20 protein-coding genes, 4 pseudogenes and 1 other annotated feature are annotated in these 17956 nt (G+C 65.5%); of the genes and pseudogenes, 8 read left to right on the forward strand and 16 right to left on the reverse strand.

Features of this window, described 5'->3' with window-relative positions:
- Positions 1 to 863, reverse strand: an 863-nt coding sequence (locus K9U37_RS00005) for a hypothetical protein (RefSeq protein WP_243069964.1), incomplete at its 3' end; no start/stop codon positions are given.
- Between the two features lie 243 nt (positions 864 to 1106).
- On the opposite strand from K9U37_RS00005, the gene K9U37_RS00010 reads away from it, so the two are divergent.
- Positions 1107 to 2366, forward strand: coding sequence for an ISL3 family transposase (locus K9U37_RS00010; RefSeq protein WP_243069965.1), 1260 nt, complete (start codon positions 1107 to 1109; stop codon positions 2364 to 2366).
- A 501-nt stretch (positions 2367 to 2867) separates the two neighbouring features.
- On the opposite strand, the gene K9U37_RS20275 is transcribed toward K9U37_RS00010, so the two are convergent.
- A complete protein-coding gene (locus K9U37_RS20275; RefSeq protein ID WP_372489547.1) occupies positions 2868 to 3545 on the reverse strand; it encodes a class I SAM-dependent methyltransferase in 678 nt (225 codons plus the stop codon).
- Between K9U37_RS20275 and K9U37_RS00020 the strand changes: the two genes are divergently transcribed.
- The gene (locus K9U37_RS00020) at positions 3492 to 3653 is read left to right on the forward strand and encodes a hypothetical protein (protein ID WP_243069967.1); all 162 of its coding nucleotides are present in this window, start codon (positions 3492 to 3494) and stop codon (positions 3651 to 3653) included. The genes K9U37_RS20275 and K9U37_RS00020 overlap by 54 nt on opposite strands.
- Before the next feature lie 169 nt (positions 3654 to 3822).
- Here K9U37_RS00020 and K9U37_RS00025 read toward each other — a convergent pair.
- A pseudogene (locus K9U37_RS00025) lies at positions 3823 to 4259 on the reverse strand (IS3 family transposase); the annotation flags it as partial.
- Positions 4105 to 4236: a sequence feature (AL1L pseudoknot), on the reverse strand. (Overlaps the previous pseudogene by 132 nt.)
- Before the next feature lie 94 nt (positions 4260 to 4353).
- Between K9U37_RS00025 and K9U37_RS00030 the strand changes: the two are divergent.
- The 6 genes and pseudogenes from K9U37_RS00030 (at position 4354) to K9U37_RS00055 (ending at position 10046) form a co-directional block, all read left to right on the forward strand.
- The gene (locus K9U37_RS00030) at positions 4354 to 5448 is read left to right on the forward strand and encodes a site-specific integrase (protein ID WP_243069968.1); all 1095 of its coding nucleotides are present in this window, start codon (positions 4354 to 4356) and stop codon (positions 5446 to 5448) included.
- Between the two features lie 125 nt (positions 5449 to 5573).
- Positions 5574 to 6653 carry a tyrosine-type recombinase/integrase gene (locus K9U37_RS00035; RefSeq protein ID WP_243069969.1) on the forward strand — a complete coding sequence of 360 codons (1080 nt, stop codon included), beginning with the start codon at positions 5574 to 5576 and terminating at the stop codon, positions 6651 to 6653.
- Positions 6650 to 6976, forward strand: coding sequence for a helix-turn-helix domain-containing protein (locus K9U37_RS00040; protein ID WP_243069970.1), 327 nt, complete (start codon positions 6650 to 6652; stop codon positions 6974 to 6976). The genes K9U37_RS00035 and K9U37_RS00040 overlap by 4 nt, the downstream gene beginning before the upstream one ends.
- Positions 6977 to 6982: 6 nt before the next feature.
- Positions 6983 to 9082 (forward strand): site-specific integrase, encoded by a 2100-nt coding sequence (locus K9U37_RS00045; RefSeq protein ID WP_243069971.1) that lies wholly within the window; start codon positions 6983 to 6985, stop codon positions 9080 to 9082.
- A 72-nt stretch (positions 9083 to 9154) separates the two neighbouring features.
- Positions 9155 to 9637 (forward strand): annotated as a pseudogene (locus K9U37_RS00050) (tyrosine-type recombinase/integrase); the annotation flags it as partial.
- Entirely contained in the window at positions 9627 to 10046 is a 420-nt protein-coding gene (locus K9U37_RS00055; protein WP_243069972.1) for a DUF6262 family protein, read from the forward strand. The pseudogene K9U37_RS00050 and the gene K9U37_RS00055, both read left to right, overlap by 11 nt.
- A gap of 39 nt (positions 10047 to 10085) precedes the next feature.
- On the opposite strand, the pseudogene K9U37_RS00060 reads toward K9U37_RS00055, so the two are convergent.
- The 13 genes and pseudogenes from K9U37_RS00060 to K9U37_RS00120 form a co-directional block, all read right to left on the reverse strand.
- A pseudogene (locus K9U37_RS00060) lies at positions 10086 to 10334 on the reverse strand (transposase); the annotation flags it as partial.
- A 71-nt stretch (positions 10335 to 10405) separates the two neighbouring features.
- Positions 10406 to 10921: a hypothetical protein gene (locus tag K9U37_RS00065; RefSeq protein ID WP_243069973.1), complete on the reverse strand. Its 516-nt coding sequence runs from the start codon at positions 10919 to 10921 to the stop codon at positions 10406 to 10408.
- A 483-nt stretch (positions 10922 to 11404) separates the two neighbouring features.
- Positions 11405 to 11548: a hypothetical protein gene (locus K9U37_RS00070; RefSeq protein WP_243069974.1), complete on the reverse strand. Its 144-nt coding sequence runs from the start codon at positions 11546 to 11548 to the stop codon at positions 11405 to 11407.
- Between the two features lie 30 nt (positions 11549 to 11578).
- A pseudogene (locus K9U37_RS20100) lies at positions 11579 to 11800 on the reverse strand (integrase core domain-containing protein); the annotation flags it as partial.
- Positions 11801 to 11975: 175 nt separating this feature from the next.
- Positions 11976 to 13187, reverse strand: coding sequence for an ISAs1 family transposase (locus K9U37_RS00080; RefSeq protein ID WP_443627142.1), 1212 nt, complete (start codon positions 13185 to 13187; stop codon positions 11976 to 11978).
- A gap of 98 nt (positions 13188 to 13285) precedes the next feature.
- Positions 13286 to 13531, reverse strand: coding sequence for a hypothetical protein (locus K9U37_RS00085; RefSeq protein WP_243069975.1), 246 nt, complete (start codon positions 13529 to 13531; stop codon positions 13286 to 13288).
- A complete protein-coding gene (locus K9U37_RS00090; protein WP_243069976.1) occupies positions 13528 to 14055 on the reverse strand; it encodes a site-specific integrase in 528 nt (175 codons plus the stop codon). Before K9U37_RS00090 ends, K9U37_RS00085 begins: the two co-directional genes overlap by 4 nt.
- The gene (locus K9U37_RS00095) at positions 14052 to 14195 is read right to left on the reverse strand and encodes a hypothetical protein (protein WP_243069977.1); all 144 of its coding nucleotides are present in this window, start codon (positions 14193 to 14195) and stop codon (positions 14052 to 14054) included. Before K9U37_RS00095 ends, K9U37_RS00090 begins: the two co-directional genes overlap by 4 nt.
- A gap of 24 nt (positions 14196 to 14219) precedes the next feature.
- The gene (locus tag K9U37_RS00100; protein ID WP_243069978.1) at positions 14220 to 14792 is read right to left on the reverse strand and encodes a hypothetical protein; all 573 of its coding nucleotides are present in this window, start codon (positions 14790 to 14792) and stop codon (positions 14220 to 14222) included.
- 125 nt (positions 14793 to 14917) lie between these two features.
- Entirely contained in the window at positions 14918 to 15316 is a 399-nt protein-coding gene (locus K9U37_RS00105; protein WP_243069979.1) for a hypothetical protein, read from the reverse strand.
- A 419-nt stretch (positions 15317 to 15735) separates the two neighbouring features.
- A complete protein-coding gene (locus tag K9U37_RS00110) occupies positions 15736 to 16086 on the reverse strand; it encodes a helix-turn-helix domain-containing protein (protein WP_243069980.1) in 351 nt (116 codons plus the stop codon).
- Positions 16087 to 16114: 28 nt separating this feature from the next.
- Positions 16115 to 16777, reverse strand: coding sequence for an MAE_28990/MAE_18760 family HEPN-like nuclease (locus K9U37_RS00115; protein WP_243069981.1), 663 nt, complete (start codon positions 16775 to 16777; stop codon positions 16115 to 16117).
- Positions 16778 to 16816: 39 nt separating this feature from the next.
- Positions 16817 to 17869, reverse strand: a complete 1053-nt coding sequence (locus K9U37_RS00120; protein WP_372489349.1) for a tyrosine-type recombinase/integrase — start codon at positions 17867 to 17869, stop codon at positions 16817 to 16819.
- Positions 17870 to 17956: the final 87 nt, after the last annotated feature.

Below are 17956 nucleotides of genomic sequence, written 5' to 3' on the forward strand. Positions count from 1 at the left end.
CCGTTGGGCAACCCGCCGTAGACGGTGTGCGCGCACTCGAGCAGCCCGGTCGCGGCCAGCGCGGGCAGCGCGAGTAACACCCCGGCCAGCGGGGCCCGCCCGCACGGCGTGAACACCGGTGGCGCGTACGGGATCAGCCCGAACCGCGCCAACGCGCGCTCGCCGCCGCGGTCGACCGGATCTGCCAACACCGGCACCTCGGTGTTGGCAGCAGCAGCGCCGGTGTCGGTGACCGGCACATCGGACATCGTTGCCGGGCAATCCTGCTCGGCTTCCACCTCGATCTCGATCTCGGGTTCGACCGCGATCTGCGGTTCCGACAGCAGGTGAGCATCCGAACCCGTTGGGGCGCCAGGCTCTTCGGTGTCGGTGTCGGTGTCGGTGTCGGTGTCGGTGTCGGTGTCGGTGTCGGTGTCGGTGTCGGTGAGCGCGTTGCGGACGCTACCCGCCGACACCCCGGTCGCCGCGGCGATGGCGCGGTAGGACGCCCCACCGTCGCGTAACCGGCGGATCGCGGCGACGGTGTCGGCGGTCAGTTTCGACTTGCGTTTGGGGCCCTTGCGTTCGCCGAGCAGCCCGGCCATACCGCCGTCGGTGAGCCGGGCCTCCCAGCGCCGCACCGTGGCCGGTGTCACCGCGAACGCCTCGGCGACCTGCAGCTGGGTGGCCGCCTTGATCCGTATCAGCGACACCGCCGCGAACCGGCGCCCCGCGGTGTCACCGGCGTCCCACGCGTAGGCCAGATTGCCGTGCACGAACACCCGGCCACCGTCGTCGTCCTCGACGATCGCCGCGGCCGTGCCGACCGGGCGCGCATCCTCGGGCACCAGCGGCAGGGGCGGCTGCACGGTCATCACGGTCATCACGGTCATCGTCCACCACACCCCCGTAATCGCGCGAAATAGCTATTTCTATTATTAATCATCGAAGCCAAAGTCGTGCGCCGACACACCGAGAAATCCGCAGATCAGAGCACTAAATTACGGCTCTCCTGACGTTCATGTGGATCGGGGAGCGTGTGGTATGGGCCGGGGATGGTGAGTGGGGACGCACGGACGGTGATCTAGGTTCGAAGGCTCTGACCCCAATCGATCCTGGAGCCGTCCGTGCGCGCATCAACCCTACTCAATTCCCTCCTCGGACTGTCTGGGGTGCGGGCCGGCAAGACCGCTGTGTGCGACGGCGAGCTGCGGGTGACGGTTAGCTTGCGCCGTCGGCGGCTGTGCTGCCCGCAGTGTTCGTTTAGCACCGGGCACCGCTATGACACCCGTGAGGTGGACTCATCGTGGCGGCATCTGGACATGGGTGGGCGGATATGTCGGATCCTGTTGCGGCGCAGACGGCTGCGCTGCCCGGACCACGGTGTGCTGGCCGAGGGCGTGCCGTTTGCGCGCCCCGATTCCCGGCACACCCGCGACTTCGAGGACCTGGTGGCGTGGCTGGTCACCAAGGCCGACAAGACCACCGTCAGCAGCTTTGCCCGTGTCGCCTGGCGCACCGTGGGCGCGATCTGTGAGCGGGTCGCCGCCGAGGTGTTAGACCCCGACCGGCTGTGCGGGCTGGTCGACATCGGCGTCGATGAGATCTCCTGGCGCAAACACCACCGGTATTTGACGCTGGTCTCCGACCACGACAGCGGCACCATCGTGTGGGGCAAACCCGGTAAGGACACCGACACCTTGGGCGCATTCTTCGACGAGCTGCCCGACGGCGGCGCATCCCTGGAGGCGGTGTCGATGGACATGGGACCGGCCTACGCCAAAGCCGTGCGCGAGCGGGCACCAGCGGCGGTCATCTGCTTTGATCCCTTCCACGTTGTCAAAGTCGTCACCGATGCGCTTGAGGCGGTGCGCCGCCAGGTCTGGCAGGCCGCCCGCACACTGCCCGATCAGCGCATCGCCAAGACGTTCAAGGGCGCTCGCTGGGCGCTGCTGAAGAATCCTGCCGACCTCACCGACACCCAAGCCCAAACCCTACGGGAGATGAAACGCAACGGTGGAATACTTTGGCGCGCCTACCAACTCAAGGAAGCACTTCGCGAGGTATTCGCCGGCGACCTCGACACGGCCACCGTCGCCGAACTGCTCAATCGCTGGTGCGCACGAGCCCAACGCAGCCGCATCCCCGAGTTCATTAAGGCCGGACGCACCATCCGTAAACACCGCGCCGGCATCGACGCCGCCCTCGAGCGCGGACTCTCCAACGGACGCCATGAAGGGCTCAACACCAAGGTGCGGCTTCTCATCCGACGCGCCTACGGCTTCCACAGTGCCAAGGCCGCCCTCGCGCTCATCCTCCTAGCCTGCGGACCCGTCACCCTGAAGCTCCCATACCACACAGGAGGTCATCCACATTCATGTCAGTAGAGCCTAAATTACCGACCGGACACAGGCCCTATGTCCAGGACTCCGGACATGGAGTCCGTGTCCGGTCGGTAATTCTGTGTTGTGAGCTGTGGATTTGGCGGTGTGTCGGGGTCGATTCCCGACCTAGTCGCGATATAATACATGAAGTGTTTCCGGTGGATTTGGGGTGCGGCGATGACGGTGATGACCACCCAGCCGCCGTTGCCGCTGATCCCGGCCGGCGCCATCGAGATCAGTGCCGCGGCCGCGATGATCGAGGACGAGCACGGGGGCCGGGTCTTCGTGCACGGACACCTGGTCTTCGCCTGGGATGGCGGGGACACCGCCGGGCGGCGGTTCGCGGCGGTGTCGTTGATGCGGATCAAGGCGGCCACCCAGGTGCAGGTCGCGGCTGCGTTCGACACCTCCCCGTTGACCCTGTGGCGTTGGGCGCAGGCGCTGTCGGCGGCGGGGGTCAGCGCACTGGTCCCGCACCGCAAGGGGCCGTGTCCAGCGAGAACTTTAATGAGCGGGTTTGCGGAGACATGCGTAAATGTTGACAGTGAAGTATTTCTCCAGTGGAGCCAGTCTACTGAGCGCCCTCATAACTCGCATCGCCGGGCGGCTACCCTTGTTTGTTTCGCAACTAATGACATTCCATCCTTGCTCGGCAATTATCGAGCGGAATTGAGCTGGCGTCAGCTTGTTCAGCCCGACGTCACTGGCAGTCTGTATCCGCTCGTGCCGCCGACGAGAAGCGAGCTGGCAAAGTGCCGATTCGGGCAATATTGCTGGCAGCCAAGGGATCCTGCGAGAGCCTTTCCAGTACCGACCGTGATCACCAAACGGGCTGAAATACAGCGGACTGAAGCCGGTTGCAAGCACGCCGTCGTCGTTGAGCCGCTTCGCGATACTGCGCATCATGCCTGGCAGGTCATCTATGTGTTCAAACGAATCCTTGGACAGCGCAACGTCAAATGCTTCGGTGACTTCTTCAAGCCCACCGTTGTGAAAGGAAATAATCGATGAAAATTCTGGATAATTGACCTCCAAATTTCTACACGCAAAGTCAACACGCATGCTGTCAATATCAATGCCCAGCACCCGTTTCGCACCCTGCTGTGCCGCGTACACCGAAAGAGCACCGTGGCCACATCCGATGTCGAGGACACTCTTGCCTCGAAAGTCCAGGTGCCCCAGACGCCGCCAATACTCGAGGTTGCTGCTGTAGAGTTGTTGGTTGAAGTACTGAACTTCTTCCTCGGCCAAACTGCTGTCACCAATACCGTCCGTCATATCTTAGCCTGAACTCCGTTCTGAAGTTGCTTCCGTCAGCTAGCCCGGATTTTTCGTAGATATTCGCTGGTCGGAGTGTGTTGATAGGCGAAAGTGTCTGTCCCGCAAGGCATGATGGGACTTGTCGAGAGTCCATGATGCGAGCTGGAAGGCACTTCGCACGTGAAGAATAGCGCAACGTTGGGTCGGGTGAGTGTCGGTCGACGATGGTGGTGCGGACCTTCTTGCGCCGCCGCACCCCTTCCCACCCGTTGGCAGCCATCAGTCGCTCCACGGTGCAACGGGCCACCTCAATGCCCTGCCGTTGCAGATGAGCCCACATCTTGGTGGCCCCGTACAACGACTCTGGCTTGCGCCGGCCCTGCTCGTCGGGTTCGTAGAAGCTCGCCAGTATCTCCACGATCACCAAGTCCCACAACGCCCGGTTCGACGGTGGCCGGGACAGCCAGGCGTAGAACGTCCTCGGGGCGATCTGACATCCGTGCTCGGAGAGCACGCGGCAGATCGGAACGACCCCGAACCGAGCGCGATGCTCGGCGATGAACGCACAGATCAACGATGTAGCGGGTCGCTCTCCCGCGCGAAGAAACTTGCTGCCGCCTTGAGGATTTCGATGGTTATCTACGGTTCCTTGGCGGCGTGTCCTTGATGTAGGCGACACACCCTTTGAGGCTCAGGGTGTTTCGTCGTGGACCGTTTATCTTTAGTGTCTATGACATCATCGCCGGGTTACGTGGTCCAGCGGGTGGTGATGCCGTTCGGCGATCCGGAGTCGTGGACTGTGGTTGGTGCCGATGCATGCGCTGTGGAACCGGTTGAGGCGTTCTTGGCTCATCTGCATGCGGTGGAACGATCTGCCAATACCGTCCGCGCGTATGCCCATGACCTTCGGGACTGGTTCACGTTTTGCACTCGGTCAGGTCTGGGGTGGTCGAATGTACGCCTGGAGGATGTGGGCCGGTTCGTCGCTTGGCTGAGGCTGGGGCCAGAATCTAGGGATGCGCCCAATGTGGTGGCGTTTCCGAGCGCACCGCCTGCGGGGTGCTCAGAGGCGACGGTGAACCGGAAACTGTCGGCGGTGTCGGCGTTCTATGAATTCCATCAGCGCCACGGTGTAGATCTGGGTGATCTGCTGGTGACTTGGCAGCGACGCGGATCCGGCGGTAGGTCGTGGCGACCTTTGTTGGCGCACTTAGGTTCTCGACCGGAACGGACGCGCAGGATACGGTTGCGTGCCGATAAGCGGCTGCCGTCAACTCTGGATGAGCAGCAGGTCGCGGCGGTACTGGGATCGTGCGAGCGGTTGCGGGACCGGTTGTTGTTCACCCTTCTGGCCGAGACGGGACTACGTATTGGCGAGGCCCTGGGACTGCGCCATGAGGACATCGACGCCGCTGCGTGCGTTGTGTCGGTGGTGGGCCGGGTGAATACCAATGGGGCGCGCGCCAAGTCCGGATCGCGTCAGGTTCCGGTACCGGGCCGGCTGATCCGAATGTACTGCGATTACCTGCATGCCGAGTACGGCGACCTGGATAGCGATTACGTCTTCATCAATCTGTGGGCTGATCCGGTGGGGGCGCCGATGACTTATCGCAGCGTTTACGATTTGGTGCTGCGTCTTCGTGTCAGGACGGGAATCCTCTTCTCCCCACATGTGTTTCGCCACACTTACGCAACGAGCCTGCAAGTGCGCGGTATTGCATCTGATGCATCATTGGGCATGGATGGTGATTGGGAGTCGGTAAGGGATTTCGGTTTTGGAGCGGCCGCCGGCCCGGCCTGGCGGTATGGGCGACACGCTATCTGACCTGGGATGTGATCGCGGGGGTGGCATCTGATGGCACGATGAGGCATGTGTTTCGGTTGCGTTTGATGCCTGATTGTGGCGTCTGATGGCAGGTGTGGTCGGGGGGTTTGGTGTCGGGTGCTCGGGTGGCTGGTTCGGCTGCGTTGACGGTGGTGACGGGTTGCACCCCGGTGCGTCCGGAGCCGGCGTTGTTCGACGCGATGCTGGACGGGTGGCGGTCGCAGCAGCTGGCCCGGCGGTTGGGCGAGTCGATTATCGGTGCGCGGGAACGCACGGTCCGCCGGTTCGGCGAGTTCACCGGTGGCTGGCCGTGGTCCTGGACGGCGGGACAGTTGGAGTCGTGGATCGCGACCGGCGGGTGGGCGCATTCCACGGTCCGCAGCTACCAGGGCGCGGTAGCGGTGTTCCTGGAGTATGTGTGCGACAGCAGGTACGGCTGGGTCGTCGAGTGTGAGCAGCGGGTCGGTGCGCGGCCGGCGCAGATCTGTCACGAGTGGAACACCGCCCGGCACGTGTGCGAATACGAGGGGCGTCCGGCCCGGCGGCCGTTGACCCGGGCGGAGCTGCAGGCGTTCTTCGACGCTGCCGACGACCGGGCCGAACAGGCCATCACCTCGGGCCGCAAGGGATGGCTGGCCGCGTTCCGGGACGCCGCGCTGTTCAAGGTCTGCTATGCGTTCGGGTTACGGCGGCGGGAGGTCGCGATGCTGGATGTGACCGACTTCACGGCGAACCCGGCTGCCCCCGAGTTGGGTGGGCTGGGCGTGTGCCAGGTGCGGTTCGGCAAGGCGATGCGCGGCTCCCCGCCGCGACGCCGGTCGGTCGCCGCGGTGATGCCGTGGGCACTCGAGGCGTTGGAGCAGTACCTGACCCTGGTGCGGCCGCGGTACGCCGCGGCGGCGCATCCGGCGCTGTGGTTGACCGAACGGGGCGGCCGGATCTCGCCGCGGCAGGTCGATGACCGGTTCGCCCGGTGGCGGGCGGCGGCCGGCCTGCCGGCCGAGTTGTCGGTCCACTGCCTGCGTCATTCCTATGTCTCCCACCTGATCGAGGACGGGGTCGACCCGTTGTTCGTGCAGCAGCAGGTCGGGCATTCCTGGGCGTCCACGACGGCGGTGTACACGCAGGTCGGCGCGGACGCCAAGAACCGGATGTTGCGGGCCGCGTTGGATGCCGCGTTCGGTGCGGAATCATCACCGGGGTGAGCGTTCAGGTGGGGTATCACTGGCATCTGCGAGCCCGGATGGCGGCGGCCGGGATGTTCGCGACCACGGACCTGGTGCCGCTGCTGGCCGAACGGGGGGTCGTGCTGTCCCGGGAGCAGGTCTACCGGCTGGTGGCCCGGGTCCCGGAACGTTTGTCGCTGACCACGTTGGCGGCGTTGTGCGACATCCTGTCTTGCACCCCGGCCGATCTCATCGAGCCCTACCGGCCCACCCGTTCCCGCCCGACCCGACGTGACCAGGCCGGGCCGGCCGCGCCGCAACGCCCGACCCGGGCCCGGGTGCTGCCCGACACCGGACGCTGAAAGCCCATGCCGGCCAACGAGACTGGATGCCCGGCCTGCGCCAACGGGCGGTTGTGCACCGGTTGCGGGCGCACGCGGATCATCACCGCGGTCGCGGCGAGGACACCGGATATCCCGATGGGCGTGCTGACCGCTGCGCTGGACGCGGTGGCCGGCCACGCGGCAGTCATCCGGTCATTGGCCGCCGCCCTGGCCGCCGATCCCGATGCGCTCACGGTCGGCGCACCGCCGGTGGTGGGCCGCCTCGTCGGGGAACTGCAGGCCCGCGGGGTGGACCTGCCGGACCCGGTCTGCAGCCGGTGCGGTCGCACCGGCAAGCCGCTGACCCGTTCGCCGGCCGGGGGTGTGTGCGCCCGCTGCCGACGCCGGCAACTCGCGACCGCGTGCCTGCGGTGCGGCGTGGTCAAACCCGTCGCCGGCCGAGACGGGCAGGGCCAGCCGGTCTGCGCGCGGTGCGCCGACCGGCCGCAGCGGGTCTGCGGCAAGTGCGGACGGACCCGACGGATCGCCCGCCGCGCCCGCGACGGCCAACCCGACATCTGCGATTCCTGCTTCCGAGGGCCCGAGGCCGTCTGCAGCCGCTGCGGGCGGCGGCGGCCCTGTTCGTTCGCCTCCGGCCCGAGCCCGGTCTGCGCCCGATGCGCGCCCCGGGCGACCGCGACGTGCGCACACTGCGGCGCCGACCGCCCACCGACCGCCCGGTGGCCCGAGGGACCGGTCTGCGACCCCTGCTACATCGCGGCACTGCGCCGCCGCGGCACCTGCGCGACCTGCCGGACCGGGCGGCGGCTCGTCCACCCGCCCGGCCCGAACGCCACCATCTGCGCCGACTGCGCCGGTGTCCCGGTCAGCCACACCTGCACCGACTGCGGGATCGAGGACAGAGCCTACGAACGCGGCAGGTGCGCATCGTGCGCACTCAACCGCAGAACCGCGGCCGCGTTGTCCGGCCCCGACGGGCAGAACCGGCCCGACCTGGAACCGGTCTACCAGGCGATCACTGCCACCGACGCTCCACGCACCGCGCTGAACTGGCTGCGCAACAGTGCCGGCGCGGCCCTGCTGACCCAGATGGCGTCCGGCGCTGTGGATCTGACCCACCAGGCACTCGACGAGTACCCACGCCCGGGTGTCGCCGGATACCTGCGGGCCGTGCTGGTCGCCAACAACGTCCTGCCGCAACGCGACGAACAACTCACCGCCACCGAACAATTCCTCACCCGCACCCTGGCCGGCGTCACCCGCGACAGCGACCGCCGCCTCGTCCACTCCTACGCCACCTGGCAGGTCCTACGCCGCCTGCGGGTGACCGCGGCACAAGGCGACCGGCCACGCACCTACACCCATCACGCCCGCACCAACATCAACGCCGCAATCGACCTGCTGAACTGGCTCGCCGACCACGAAACCACCCTGGCCGACACCGGCCAAGCCGACATCGACACCTACCTGGCCGGACAACCGCCGTCCCGCTACCGCGTCCGCGACTTCCTCCAATGGGCCGCCGCAACCGGTCACACCGGCCCGGTCACCATCGCCACCCCGGGCCGCAACGCCGGCCCGGCCACCGACCACGACCAACGGTGGGCCCAGATCGCCCGGCTCCTGCACGACGACACCATCGAACTCACCGACAGGGTCGCCGGAGCACTACTGCTGCTCTACGGCCAGCACCTGACCCGGATCGTGGCGATCACCCACGACCAGATCAAAACTCAAGGCCCGCAAGTCTTTCTCCGACTCGGAACCGACGACCTGCACATCCCCGAACCGCTCGCCGAGCTCATCACAGCCCTCGCCCGCGACGGCCGCCCCTACACCGGAGTCGGCACCCCAAGCACCACCCGCTGGCTGTTCCCCGGACTGCAACCCGGCAGACCCCTCACCGCCGCCCGACTCGGCGACCGCCTCCGCAAACTCGGGATCCGAGCCCAACCCGGCCGCCGCGCCGCGCTCACCCACCTCGCCGCCCAACTACCCGCCGCCGTCATCGCCGACCTACTCGGCATCCACCCCACCACCGCCGTCCACTGGGTCCACGACGCCGGCGGCGACTGGAACCGCTACGCCGCCCAACTCACCCACGACGCCAGTCACCAACCATGACGAATGCCTCGCGTGAGCGGCAGCCCGCGGCTGGGCATTCGCAGGGTTCGAACATTGCTGGTTACCAGTTTCAACAACGACGTTTCCCAGGAAGTCGTGCGGCGACTGCTCGACCACACCAGCCACACTATGACCGCCCGATACGCCCGCCTGGCTGACACCACCATCCGTGCCCAGTGGGAACGCGCCCGCAAGATCGACATCCACGGCCATCCCGTCGACACCAGCGCCGACACGCTGATCGGCGACGCAGAGTGGATGAACCATAACCTCGCCCGCGCGAAAATGGCGCTGCCCAACGGCTATTGCGGACTGCCACTGCAGAAGTCGTGCCCGCACGCCAACGCCTGTCTGACGTGCCCTGTATTCATTACCACTCCCGATTTCTTGCCCCAACACCACACTCAGCGCACCCAGACCCTGCAGTTGATCACCGCCGCCGAAGCCCGCGGCCAACAACGCCTGGCTGAATCCAACCGCACCGTGCTGGCCAATCTCGACACCATCATCACCACACTCGAAGCCGACCCGGAGGACGCAGAACATGCGCGCTGACAACAGCTCTCACCTTGCTGCCGCGGCCAAACAGCGCCACGAACAGACCCGCGCCAAAGCGATCGCCGCCCTACACGACCTCGACCAGGCCGGAGCCGCGATCAGCTTCCAAGCCGTAGCCGACCGCGCCGATGTTTCACGCTCCTGGCTCTACACCCAAACCGACCTCAAAGACGAAATCCGCAGGATCCGTGCTCGGCGCCAACCCACGCCCGGCCGCCTCACGCGCTCACCCCAACCCGCCAGCGACGCATCACTGCGGCAACGACTTACCCTCGCTCACCAACGGATCCGCGAACTCGATGAGGATAACCATCGACTCCGCAGTCAAATAGCCCATCTCCACGGCCAAATCCGCACCAGCCGCACCACTCCGTCGAAGACACTGTCCACGACACAAACACCGTAGTCACACCGCAATCCGCTGGCACCGGCTGAAGATAAAGCGCGTTTCCTCAAGCTCACGGTTCTTGCGTTTGAGTTCACGCAATTCTCGCGCGGTATCGGTAGGGATCCCATCACGCTGGCCGGCGTCCACCCGAGCCTGGGCCACCCAGCGGCGCAGCGTCTCGGTGGACACGCTCAACCGCTTGGCCACCGCGGTGATGCAGGCCCATTCCGAGGTGTACTCATCGACATGGTCAATAACCAGTCGGACCGCCTTGACCTTGAACTTCTCGTCGTACTTCTTCGCCATGATGTGAACAACCTTCCCTCGAAAGAAGGTGTGCACGAAACCCGGGGTGATTCACGCAGGGTATTCAGCCATCAGAGGCTGGCCAGATATTTCACAAGGTCGTCAGAACACATTCCAGAGCTGTCGCAAATTTGTTGGCACCTCCGAGCGTTGGCCTCACACCAAGGTGCCTTGCCGTTTTTTGTTGCTTTCGCGAAATCGTCGCTGATAGACGTCGACTTGATATCGATAGCCTTTGCCTTTTGTCCCTCAGGCGTCATTACCGAGTTGCCCGGTTTGCCCGCTTGCGCTACCGCACGGTTGCAGTTGAGGTCCAACATCCACGTGCCCCGATGCGCAGTACGGCCCGAAGAGTCGAGAGTGAACGATTTATAAGCGTTTGTCACGACGCAGTCGTCAGTCGGCAGTTGGCTACCGATTACTGTCGCGATAGCCGGCGTTTGACCCTTGCTCTGCATAATCCCGACGGCTTTCGCGTAGGTCATACCATAATAAGGCGGCGACGCGGCGGCTGCGCCCGTGCCGAAAACACCCGCGACCAGTACTCCGGCCACCCCGACGCCCACACCGATGACGGACTGCCTCATGGTCCCCCTTGCCCGATGACTTACTGCCGGTTCGAACCGACTCGCTCCGGAGCCTACCTGGCCTACCTCGCTTAGTCGACGCGCCAGACGACATGCCTGCGCGGGGGAACTTGAATGTCACCGGTATACACAGATATATCGATATGTTGATATATTGCGGTTCTCCCGTCGGTCGGCGGTCGGATGACAGCGTGCCGCACCACGTTTCCGGGTAGGCGTGACTCGCGACGCTGCTCGCCGAGCTGGTGCACAGGATCCGACCCAAAACTGGCTCTTCGCGGTTGAGGGTGTAGAGGTGGTCGGCGCGTCGTTACCGGGGTAGGGGTCGAGGTCTCCCGATGATGAAGGTTCCTACACGCCTCATCTGGGAGACCTCGACGTGCCTGACGCTACCTTCGCTTGCCCTGATCGAGGTGCCTCACATAAATGTGAGCGCGAAGCGGTTGTTGGTGCCTCACGCTTTGTGAGCGCGTGGGGCTTGCGTTACTTCGCTTTGGCCAATCGGTTGATTGACGGTTGCAATGCTTCCAGGTCGAGGTGACGGGCGGCGGCGAGGGTTTCGGTCTTGGCTTTGGCCAGGTCGAGTAGTTGCATCTGGATGGCGGTGATCTGCCGGGTTAGGTCCAATGTGGTTCCCCCGAAATCGTGGAGGGTTTCCTATGCCGCTTCCGGCTTGGTCTTGGATTCCCTGATCTCGTAGTTGACGGGCGATAGCCCGTCTGCGGCGCTGTGCCGGCGTTGGTGGTTGTAGAAGGTGTAGCACCAGTCGATAACCACGGCCTGCGCATGGATTGTATCACGGAACCGATTGCGGGACAGCACTTCCCATTCTAGCGAGGCGAAAAACGCCTCCGCGGCAGCATTGTCGAAGCATTGACCAGCTAATCGGGGCCGATGGATCGCCGCTGCCGGGTGGGATGGTTCATCGTCGGTGTGGTGATTGGGTGATCTTGCGGATTTGTTCTTCGTGGCGTTTGACGACTTCGGCGAGGGCTTCGACGGCGGTGCGAAGGTGAACGAGTTCGGTGGCGAGGCAGGGCTCCGGCGTTGTTGATTAGCATGCCTGTGAGCTGGGGATATGTGGATTCGTGAAGAGTTGCAGGGCGTTGTTGCTGCTGAATGCCGTTGTGCGGCAGGCTTCGGCAATGTTGGTGGCTCCGGCGAGGCGGTGCAGATTCATGGCGGTGTTACGTAGAGCGGCCATGGTTTGGGGCGCGGTGCCGGTGCGCACGGTCGAGCGGTCCTCGTCGTAACTGACATCACGTACCCAGTGCACCGAATTCTCGATGCCCCAGTGCCGGCGCAGCCAGGAGGCGATCAGCTTGGGTGGGGCCTGTTCGAACGCAACACTGCAGATGGCATAGACAGTCTCGATCGAGCGAACACCGGTGGCAGTCACGACCCGTTCACGGGTGACCTCGGCGATCTGCTTGGCGTAGGGAAACCCGATTCCGCGGGATGCGGTCAGTGTCTTGAGTGTTCGTGTTTCAATGCGGCCGTGACCGCGTTCGGACGGCTCGGCGAAGGTAACTGGCACCTGCGCCCACGGCATGGCCTTGATGCGGGCCAGCAGGCTGGGCTGATTCGACTTCACCGTCATCAGGTAGTGGGATTTCAGGGTGCTGCAGATCAGCTTGGCGGTCTTGGTCTGGGTATGCATTGCGTCGATGGTCACCAGGAGCCGGACGTGCCCAAACAGTCTGAGTAGCGCACGGACGCAGGGTATTTCGTTGCTCTTGTCCGCGACGGCGAGCTGCCCGAGCACCAGCCGGGCGTGATGGGCGAACACCGACACCACATGGACCGCCGCCGCTCCGGCGCGGCGTGCTCCTCGCAACGTCTTGCCATCCAGCGCCACCACCAACAGCGCGTCGCCGGCGGCGGACTGCGCGACAGCCAGCGCGGTGAAGTATGCACCGAGGCGGCGGTCCAGGTCGGCGGCATCCAGACGCGACAGTACGGTCCGAAACGTCTTCTCGCTCGGGCGTCGATACCGAATACCCAACTGCGCGAGAACATCCTGCGGTGCACTCGCTGCCCACGTGGCGAACCCCGCGTAGGAGCGCATGCCGGCCGCCGTAGCCAGGATCGCCACCGCCAACAGCGCCATCAATGAGTACCTCACGCCACGTGCATCACGTGGATCAGGAACCTGCGCCAGCACGTCCAACAGCTCGGTGCGCAGCACACGGACGCGTTCGCCGGATTGCCAGCGAGCCAACGCCTCGGTGATCGAGTCCACGGGTGATACTGACAGGGCAGGCACGGGCAACTCCGAGTGATCGATGAGGTCTGAGCAACTCCATCGTCCTCGGACCGCCCGTGCCTGCCCACCAGCCTCGACGGCGTGTCACCGAATAACCATCAGCCCAGGTCACGGACCCGTAAATCAACAACGCCGGAGCCCTGGGTGGCGAGGCCGGTCAAGGTCCGGGCGTCTGTTTGCCGGGTCCGGTGTTCGTCGACGATGGCACGTCGTTGCTGGTCGCGGTAGAGCGTTGCACGACCGATCTGGGCCTGTTCGGCGACGGCGGTGAAGGTGATCGGATAGCCCTTGGTGACGAACTCGGCGCAGACCCGCTCGACCCTGGCCAGGGTGCTTTCGTTCATGCGGTCTCCGTCTGGGCGATGAGCGCATCGAGTCTGGAGACGAGTTTGCGATGCCGTTCTGCTTCGTCAATCCAGCCGCGTTGTTCTGCGTCCGCGGCCAGATCCTGTGCATCGATGCGTTGGGCTGCAAGGACTCCCAGGTGGGTGGAGTCGGTGTGAAAACTGGGGCAGTTCTCGCAGATGTTGGCATAGGGGCATGAACCTTGCGCAGGTGCGCGCAGGCAGTAGCCACCGGCGAGCCGTGATTTGACCGCCGGCGCGTCCTTCCATCGGGCGCCGGTGACATCGGTGATCGGCAGCTGGGGCCCGGTGGTGGGCAACGGTCCGATGTGGCTTTTCGCCAGGTCCGGGGCGCGTTCGTATTCGGTGCGCACGGTGTGGTCGAAGAGGTGGGCGTAGCGCAGGCTCATCTGGGTGGAGACGTGTCCGAGCAGGGCCATCAACGCCTGCAGCGACACTCCGGCGTTGAAACTGGTGAACGGCGTTGATCGTCTATGTCGAATACCGGTGAGGGAGCGTCTCATCGCACCTTCTCGAAGGAGTTGGGCGCGGTCTGGGCGCGCGTTCGGGCGATCTCGGCGGAATAGTGGGACCAGTCGCCCCCGGCTGCGTGTGCCCAGTCGGCGGCGGTGGTGGTGTGGATGCCGAGCAGGTCGGCCAGCACTGCCGCGGGGACGGTGCTGGCGAGTTACAACATTGCGGCGCGCCGGCCAGTTTGGCAGTCAATTCCAAGTTGGGCGAGGCGTTGACCCAGTCGTGCCGGGGTGATCGGTCGACTAGGGAGGTGTCCGGGGAACAGCCAGTTGCTGTCGGGGGGCGCGGCGATGCTGGTGTGTCGGCGGGGTGCATCGAGGTGGGCGCGCACGAATCCGGCTAGAGGCTCGGCGACTTCGACGTCGCCGGTTCCGAATCGGATCGATAGGTTGTCGCCGCGGTCGTGCACCTGGCTGCGTGTCATTGCCGCGATACGGGATAGCTGTTGGCCGTAGAGCAGCACGAAGCTGCCGGCGACCCGATCGACGGTGACGATGTCGGGGTCATGCAGCAGCCGCTGGGCGAGCCTCCAATAGTCCTGCTCGCTGAGGGCAGGTCCTTCGCGGTGGGCGGCATCCGCCAGGGTCAATGGTGGGGCGAGCTTGCGGGCAGCAGTCCAGCCGAGGAAGTCGGCGATTTCACGGCGCAGCGTAGGTGGGCCGGTCAGCAGCCACTGGTCGATGTCGGCTTGTCGGAGCTGGCTGAGCTGGACGGCGTTGTCGCGCAACCACTCCAGCAGCGCGATCGCAGCCCGCAGGCGCAGGGCCGCATGTCCGGTGGCCGCGGTCGAGGTGGGTCGGGTACGGGCGCGTCGACGGGCACGGTGCAGGATCCGCCAAGTGGCATAGGCGGTCAGCGTGCGCCGGTCCTCTCCGACGGGGACCCGCTCGAGCAGGTCCGCAACTTTCCGCTCGAGCCTGGCCAGCGGTTCGTCGCGCGGTGGTGTGGTAGGACGTCGTGAGCAACGAGTACGGCGCGCAGATAGTCGGCGGCTCGTCGGGTCGGGTGCGCATCGAGGGCTTCGTGGGTCAGCGCGACGTCGCCGCGCGCGAGCGCGGCTAGGATCGCAGCCCCCGCTCCCTTACGCAGCCAGTTCAGCGCGGTCCGTGGGGCGCTGGTCGCCACGATGGCGTCGCGCACCGCGGCGAGCGTGCTGGGCACGATGCCGCTGGAGTCGGCGAGCAGCTCGTCGGTGCGCCGCTCCAGCGTGCATCGGGCGCAGTAGCCGCGGATGTAGAGCTTGTCTTCCACACCGCAGCCGGTGCAGACGTGCCCGGCGGGTCCGGCGCCCGAACACGCGGCGCAGGTATTTGCGCCCGGCCCGGGCGGGGCGACCAGACGCCGGTGGCGCCCGCAGAGGGTGCACGTGCCGGCCCGACGCAGCGCGGCGGTGTAGCACGGGTCGCAGATCGGGCCCTCGGGCCAGCGCGCGGCTGCGGGCCGAGTACCGCCGCAGTGGGCGCACTGGCTGGTCCGGCGTGGCCGGCAGCGACTACATATCGGCCGCCCGGCTGCGACTCCGCTGCAAGGGCGTTCGTCGCCGCAGACCGAGCAGGCCGCGGTCGGCGGCCGCCAGCAGGTCGAGCAGATGTCGGGCCCATCTGGGCCGGCGCGCCGGGAGATTGGTCGCACCCGCCCGCACCGGCCACAGAGCCGGGCGGCGCCCGCGTTCACCGCGGGTCCTCAGGGTCAGAGATGATGCGGGCGCGTTTGGGTCGCAACTCACGCGGAACCGACTGTGCCGTAGTCGTTTTCGCTCCGGCAGCGCGTTTGGCACCAGACTTGGATTCGACCACCGGCTCGATCAGATCCGACGGCGTGCACTCGAGGATGTCACACAACGCGGCCAACGTGTGCAGCGACAACCGTTCCGGCGTGCCCGCCGCCAGCCGGTAGACCTGCTCGCGCGAGATCACGACGCCCCGTTCAGCCAGCAGCGGGCCCAACTCCGTAGTGGCGAACATGCCCCGCTCGGCCATCCGCAGCCGTAGATGCCAGCGATAGCCCACGACCCTGCTCATCGCGAGTCCCTCTGCGGTACAGAATCTTTCACCATGGATTCGCCCCAGTGCTGGTGGTAATCACCTCAGCAACTCGCGTCTCGGTGCGGGTAGTGAGCCGCTTGACGTGGTTGTAGTATTCGTTGACCTTCAGCTTCGTCACGCTGGTAGCTGCTGATCCCCGATGAGCTATTTCGCCTCGGAGTGTCACGAACGCGTCGAGCTTCTTTGCGGCAGCGTCAGCCCTCATGCCCGGCCAGTACCAAGCCTTCGCGACGTTCTCAACGCCGACCGCGCTCTTGAAGAGATCGTTGATCTGGGCGGTCTTCGGTGTGTTCAGCTTTCTGTTCCGCTCCGCCTGCAGCTTTGCGAGTCGGGACGACAAGACTGTGCGCCAGCCGTTTTCAGCCAGTCGCCATACGGCCAACTCATGCGGGTCGGTCTTGAGTTCTTGAGCAACCAGTTTCCGAAGCTCCGATGGCAGACCGTTTGCCGTTGTCGAATGCTTGACGAGATGGTCGAGCGCCTCCGCAGCGAGATCTTCGCAAAAGGCCTCCCAGAACGCCGTGAGCAGCACGAAAGCGGACTTGTGGAGCGCCTCGACCTGCCACTTCCGACCGCGACCTTCAGGGGTGATATCGCCGTGGATCTCAAGGAGACGGTCGATGTCCCCGCAGTTCTCTATGAACGCCGTTTGGGCCTGGCTGGTCATCTCACCGTCCCTCTACTCTCGCCTGTATCACGACCCGGCTCATGGCAAGTTCCCTTGCGGTGCAGCAACAAAGGCCCGGTCCACGGCCGCGCGCAGCATCCGATTGGCGTGATCGGCGCCGACCGTGGTGTAGCCGGCCGTCGTCGACGCCCACGAATGCCCCGCCTGGCGCTGCACAAATGTCGGGTCGACACCGTCCTCTATGAGGTGGGAAATGTAAGAGTGACGCAGGCAGTGTGGGGTGAGATTCTCCGGCAGATCAGCGCCGGCCCGATAGACGGCGAACCGGTCGTCGACCTGACGCACCGAGATCCGCTCGCCCCTTTCGGTGAGAAACAGCCCCGGATGGTCAGCCGCGGGATAGCAGGACCGGACCTCGGTCACGTACTCTTCGACCACCTCGGCCGCCCACGGCATCACGGTCGCCACTTGGCGCCGCCGCGGTGGCGACCCGCGCATCGCCTTGCCGTAGCGCACTGCCAACGTGCCGAATCGGCCCAACTCCGGAACCGCCGGATTCGTCGTGAAGTCGGCGACATCGAGCATCGCCGCCTCCCGCCGGCGTAGCCCCCAGGCGTAAGTCACTTTGAAAAGTGTCGCGTCGCGAAACGCCGCCAGCCAGCCCTTGCGACCGGTCGCGCGGACCTCGCCCACCCGGGCATCGGCATAATCGAACAACGCCTGCAACTCCGCGCGAGTGAACGGCCGCCGTCCCGGCCTACCTTCGTAGTCGGCGACGTGCACCGCGGTGTTCCACTCGTGACAGATCTGCACCGGATGCGTCCCGAACCGCGCCTCACATTCGGCCACCCAGCCATAGCGGGCGTCGACCACGTAATCCAGGAAGCACGCCACCGCACCCTGATAGGAGCGGATCGTGGTGTGCACGTGGCCGTTACGCGATAGCAGGCTACTGGTCCAGTCCTCGACATCACTCGCCGTCCAGGTCCACGGGACCCCGTCGGTGAACTCGGCGAATCGGCGCATGATCCGCTCTCGCCACAGCACCGTTGCGTCCGCGAGCAGCCTGCTGCGCTGCTGCGCCCGCCACCCGGCCAGCATCGCATCGAACACTGTCCGCTCGGGGTGCAAAACGCCGGTCCCTGCACCAGCACTAGCCGTGCCGAACCAGCCAGATGGCCATGCTGTTGGGCTTGTTCCGACATCCCCACGCACCCT

Source organism: Candidatus Mycolicibacterium alkanivorans (assembly GCF_022760805.1).
Lineage (GTDB): Bacteria > Actinomycetota > Actinomycetes > Mycobacteriales > Mycobacteriaceae > Mycobacterium > Mycobacterium alkanivorans.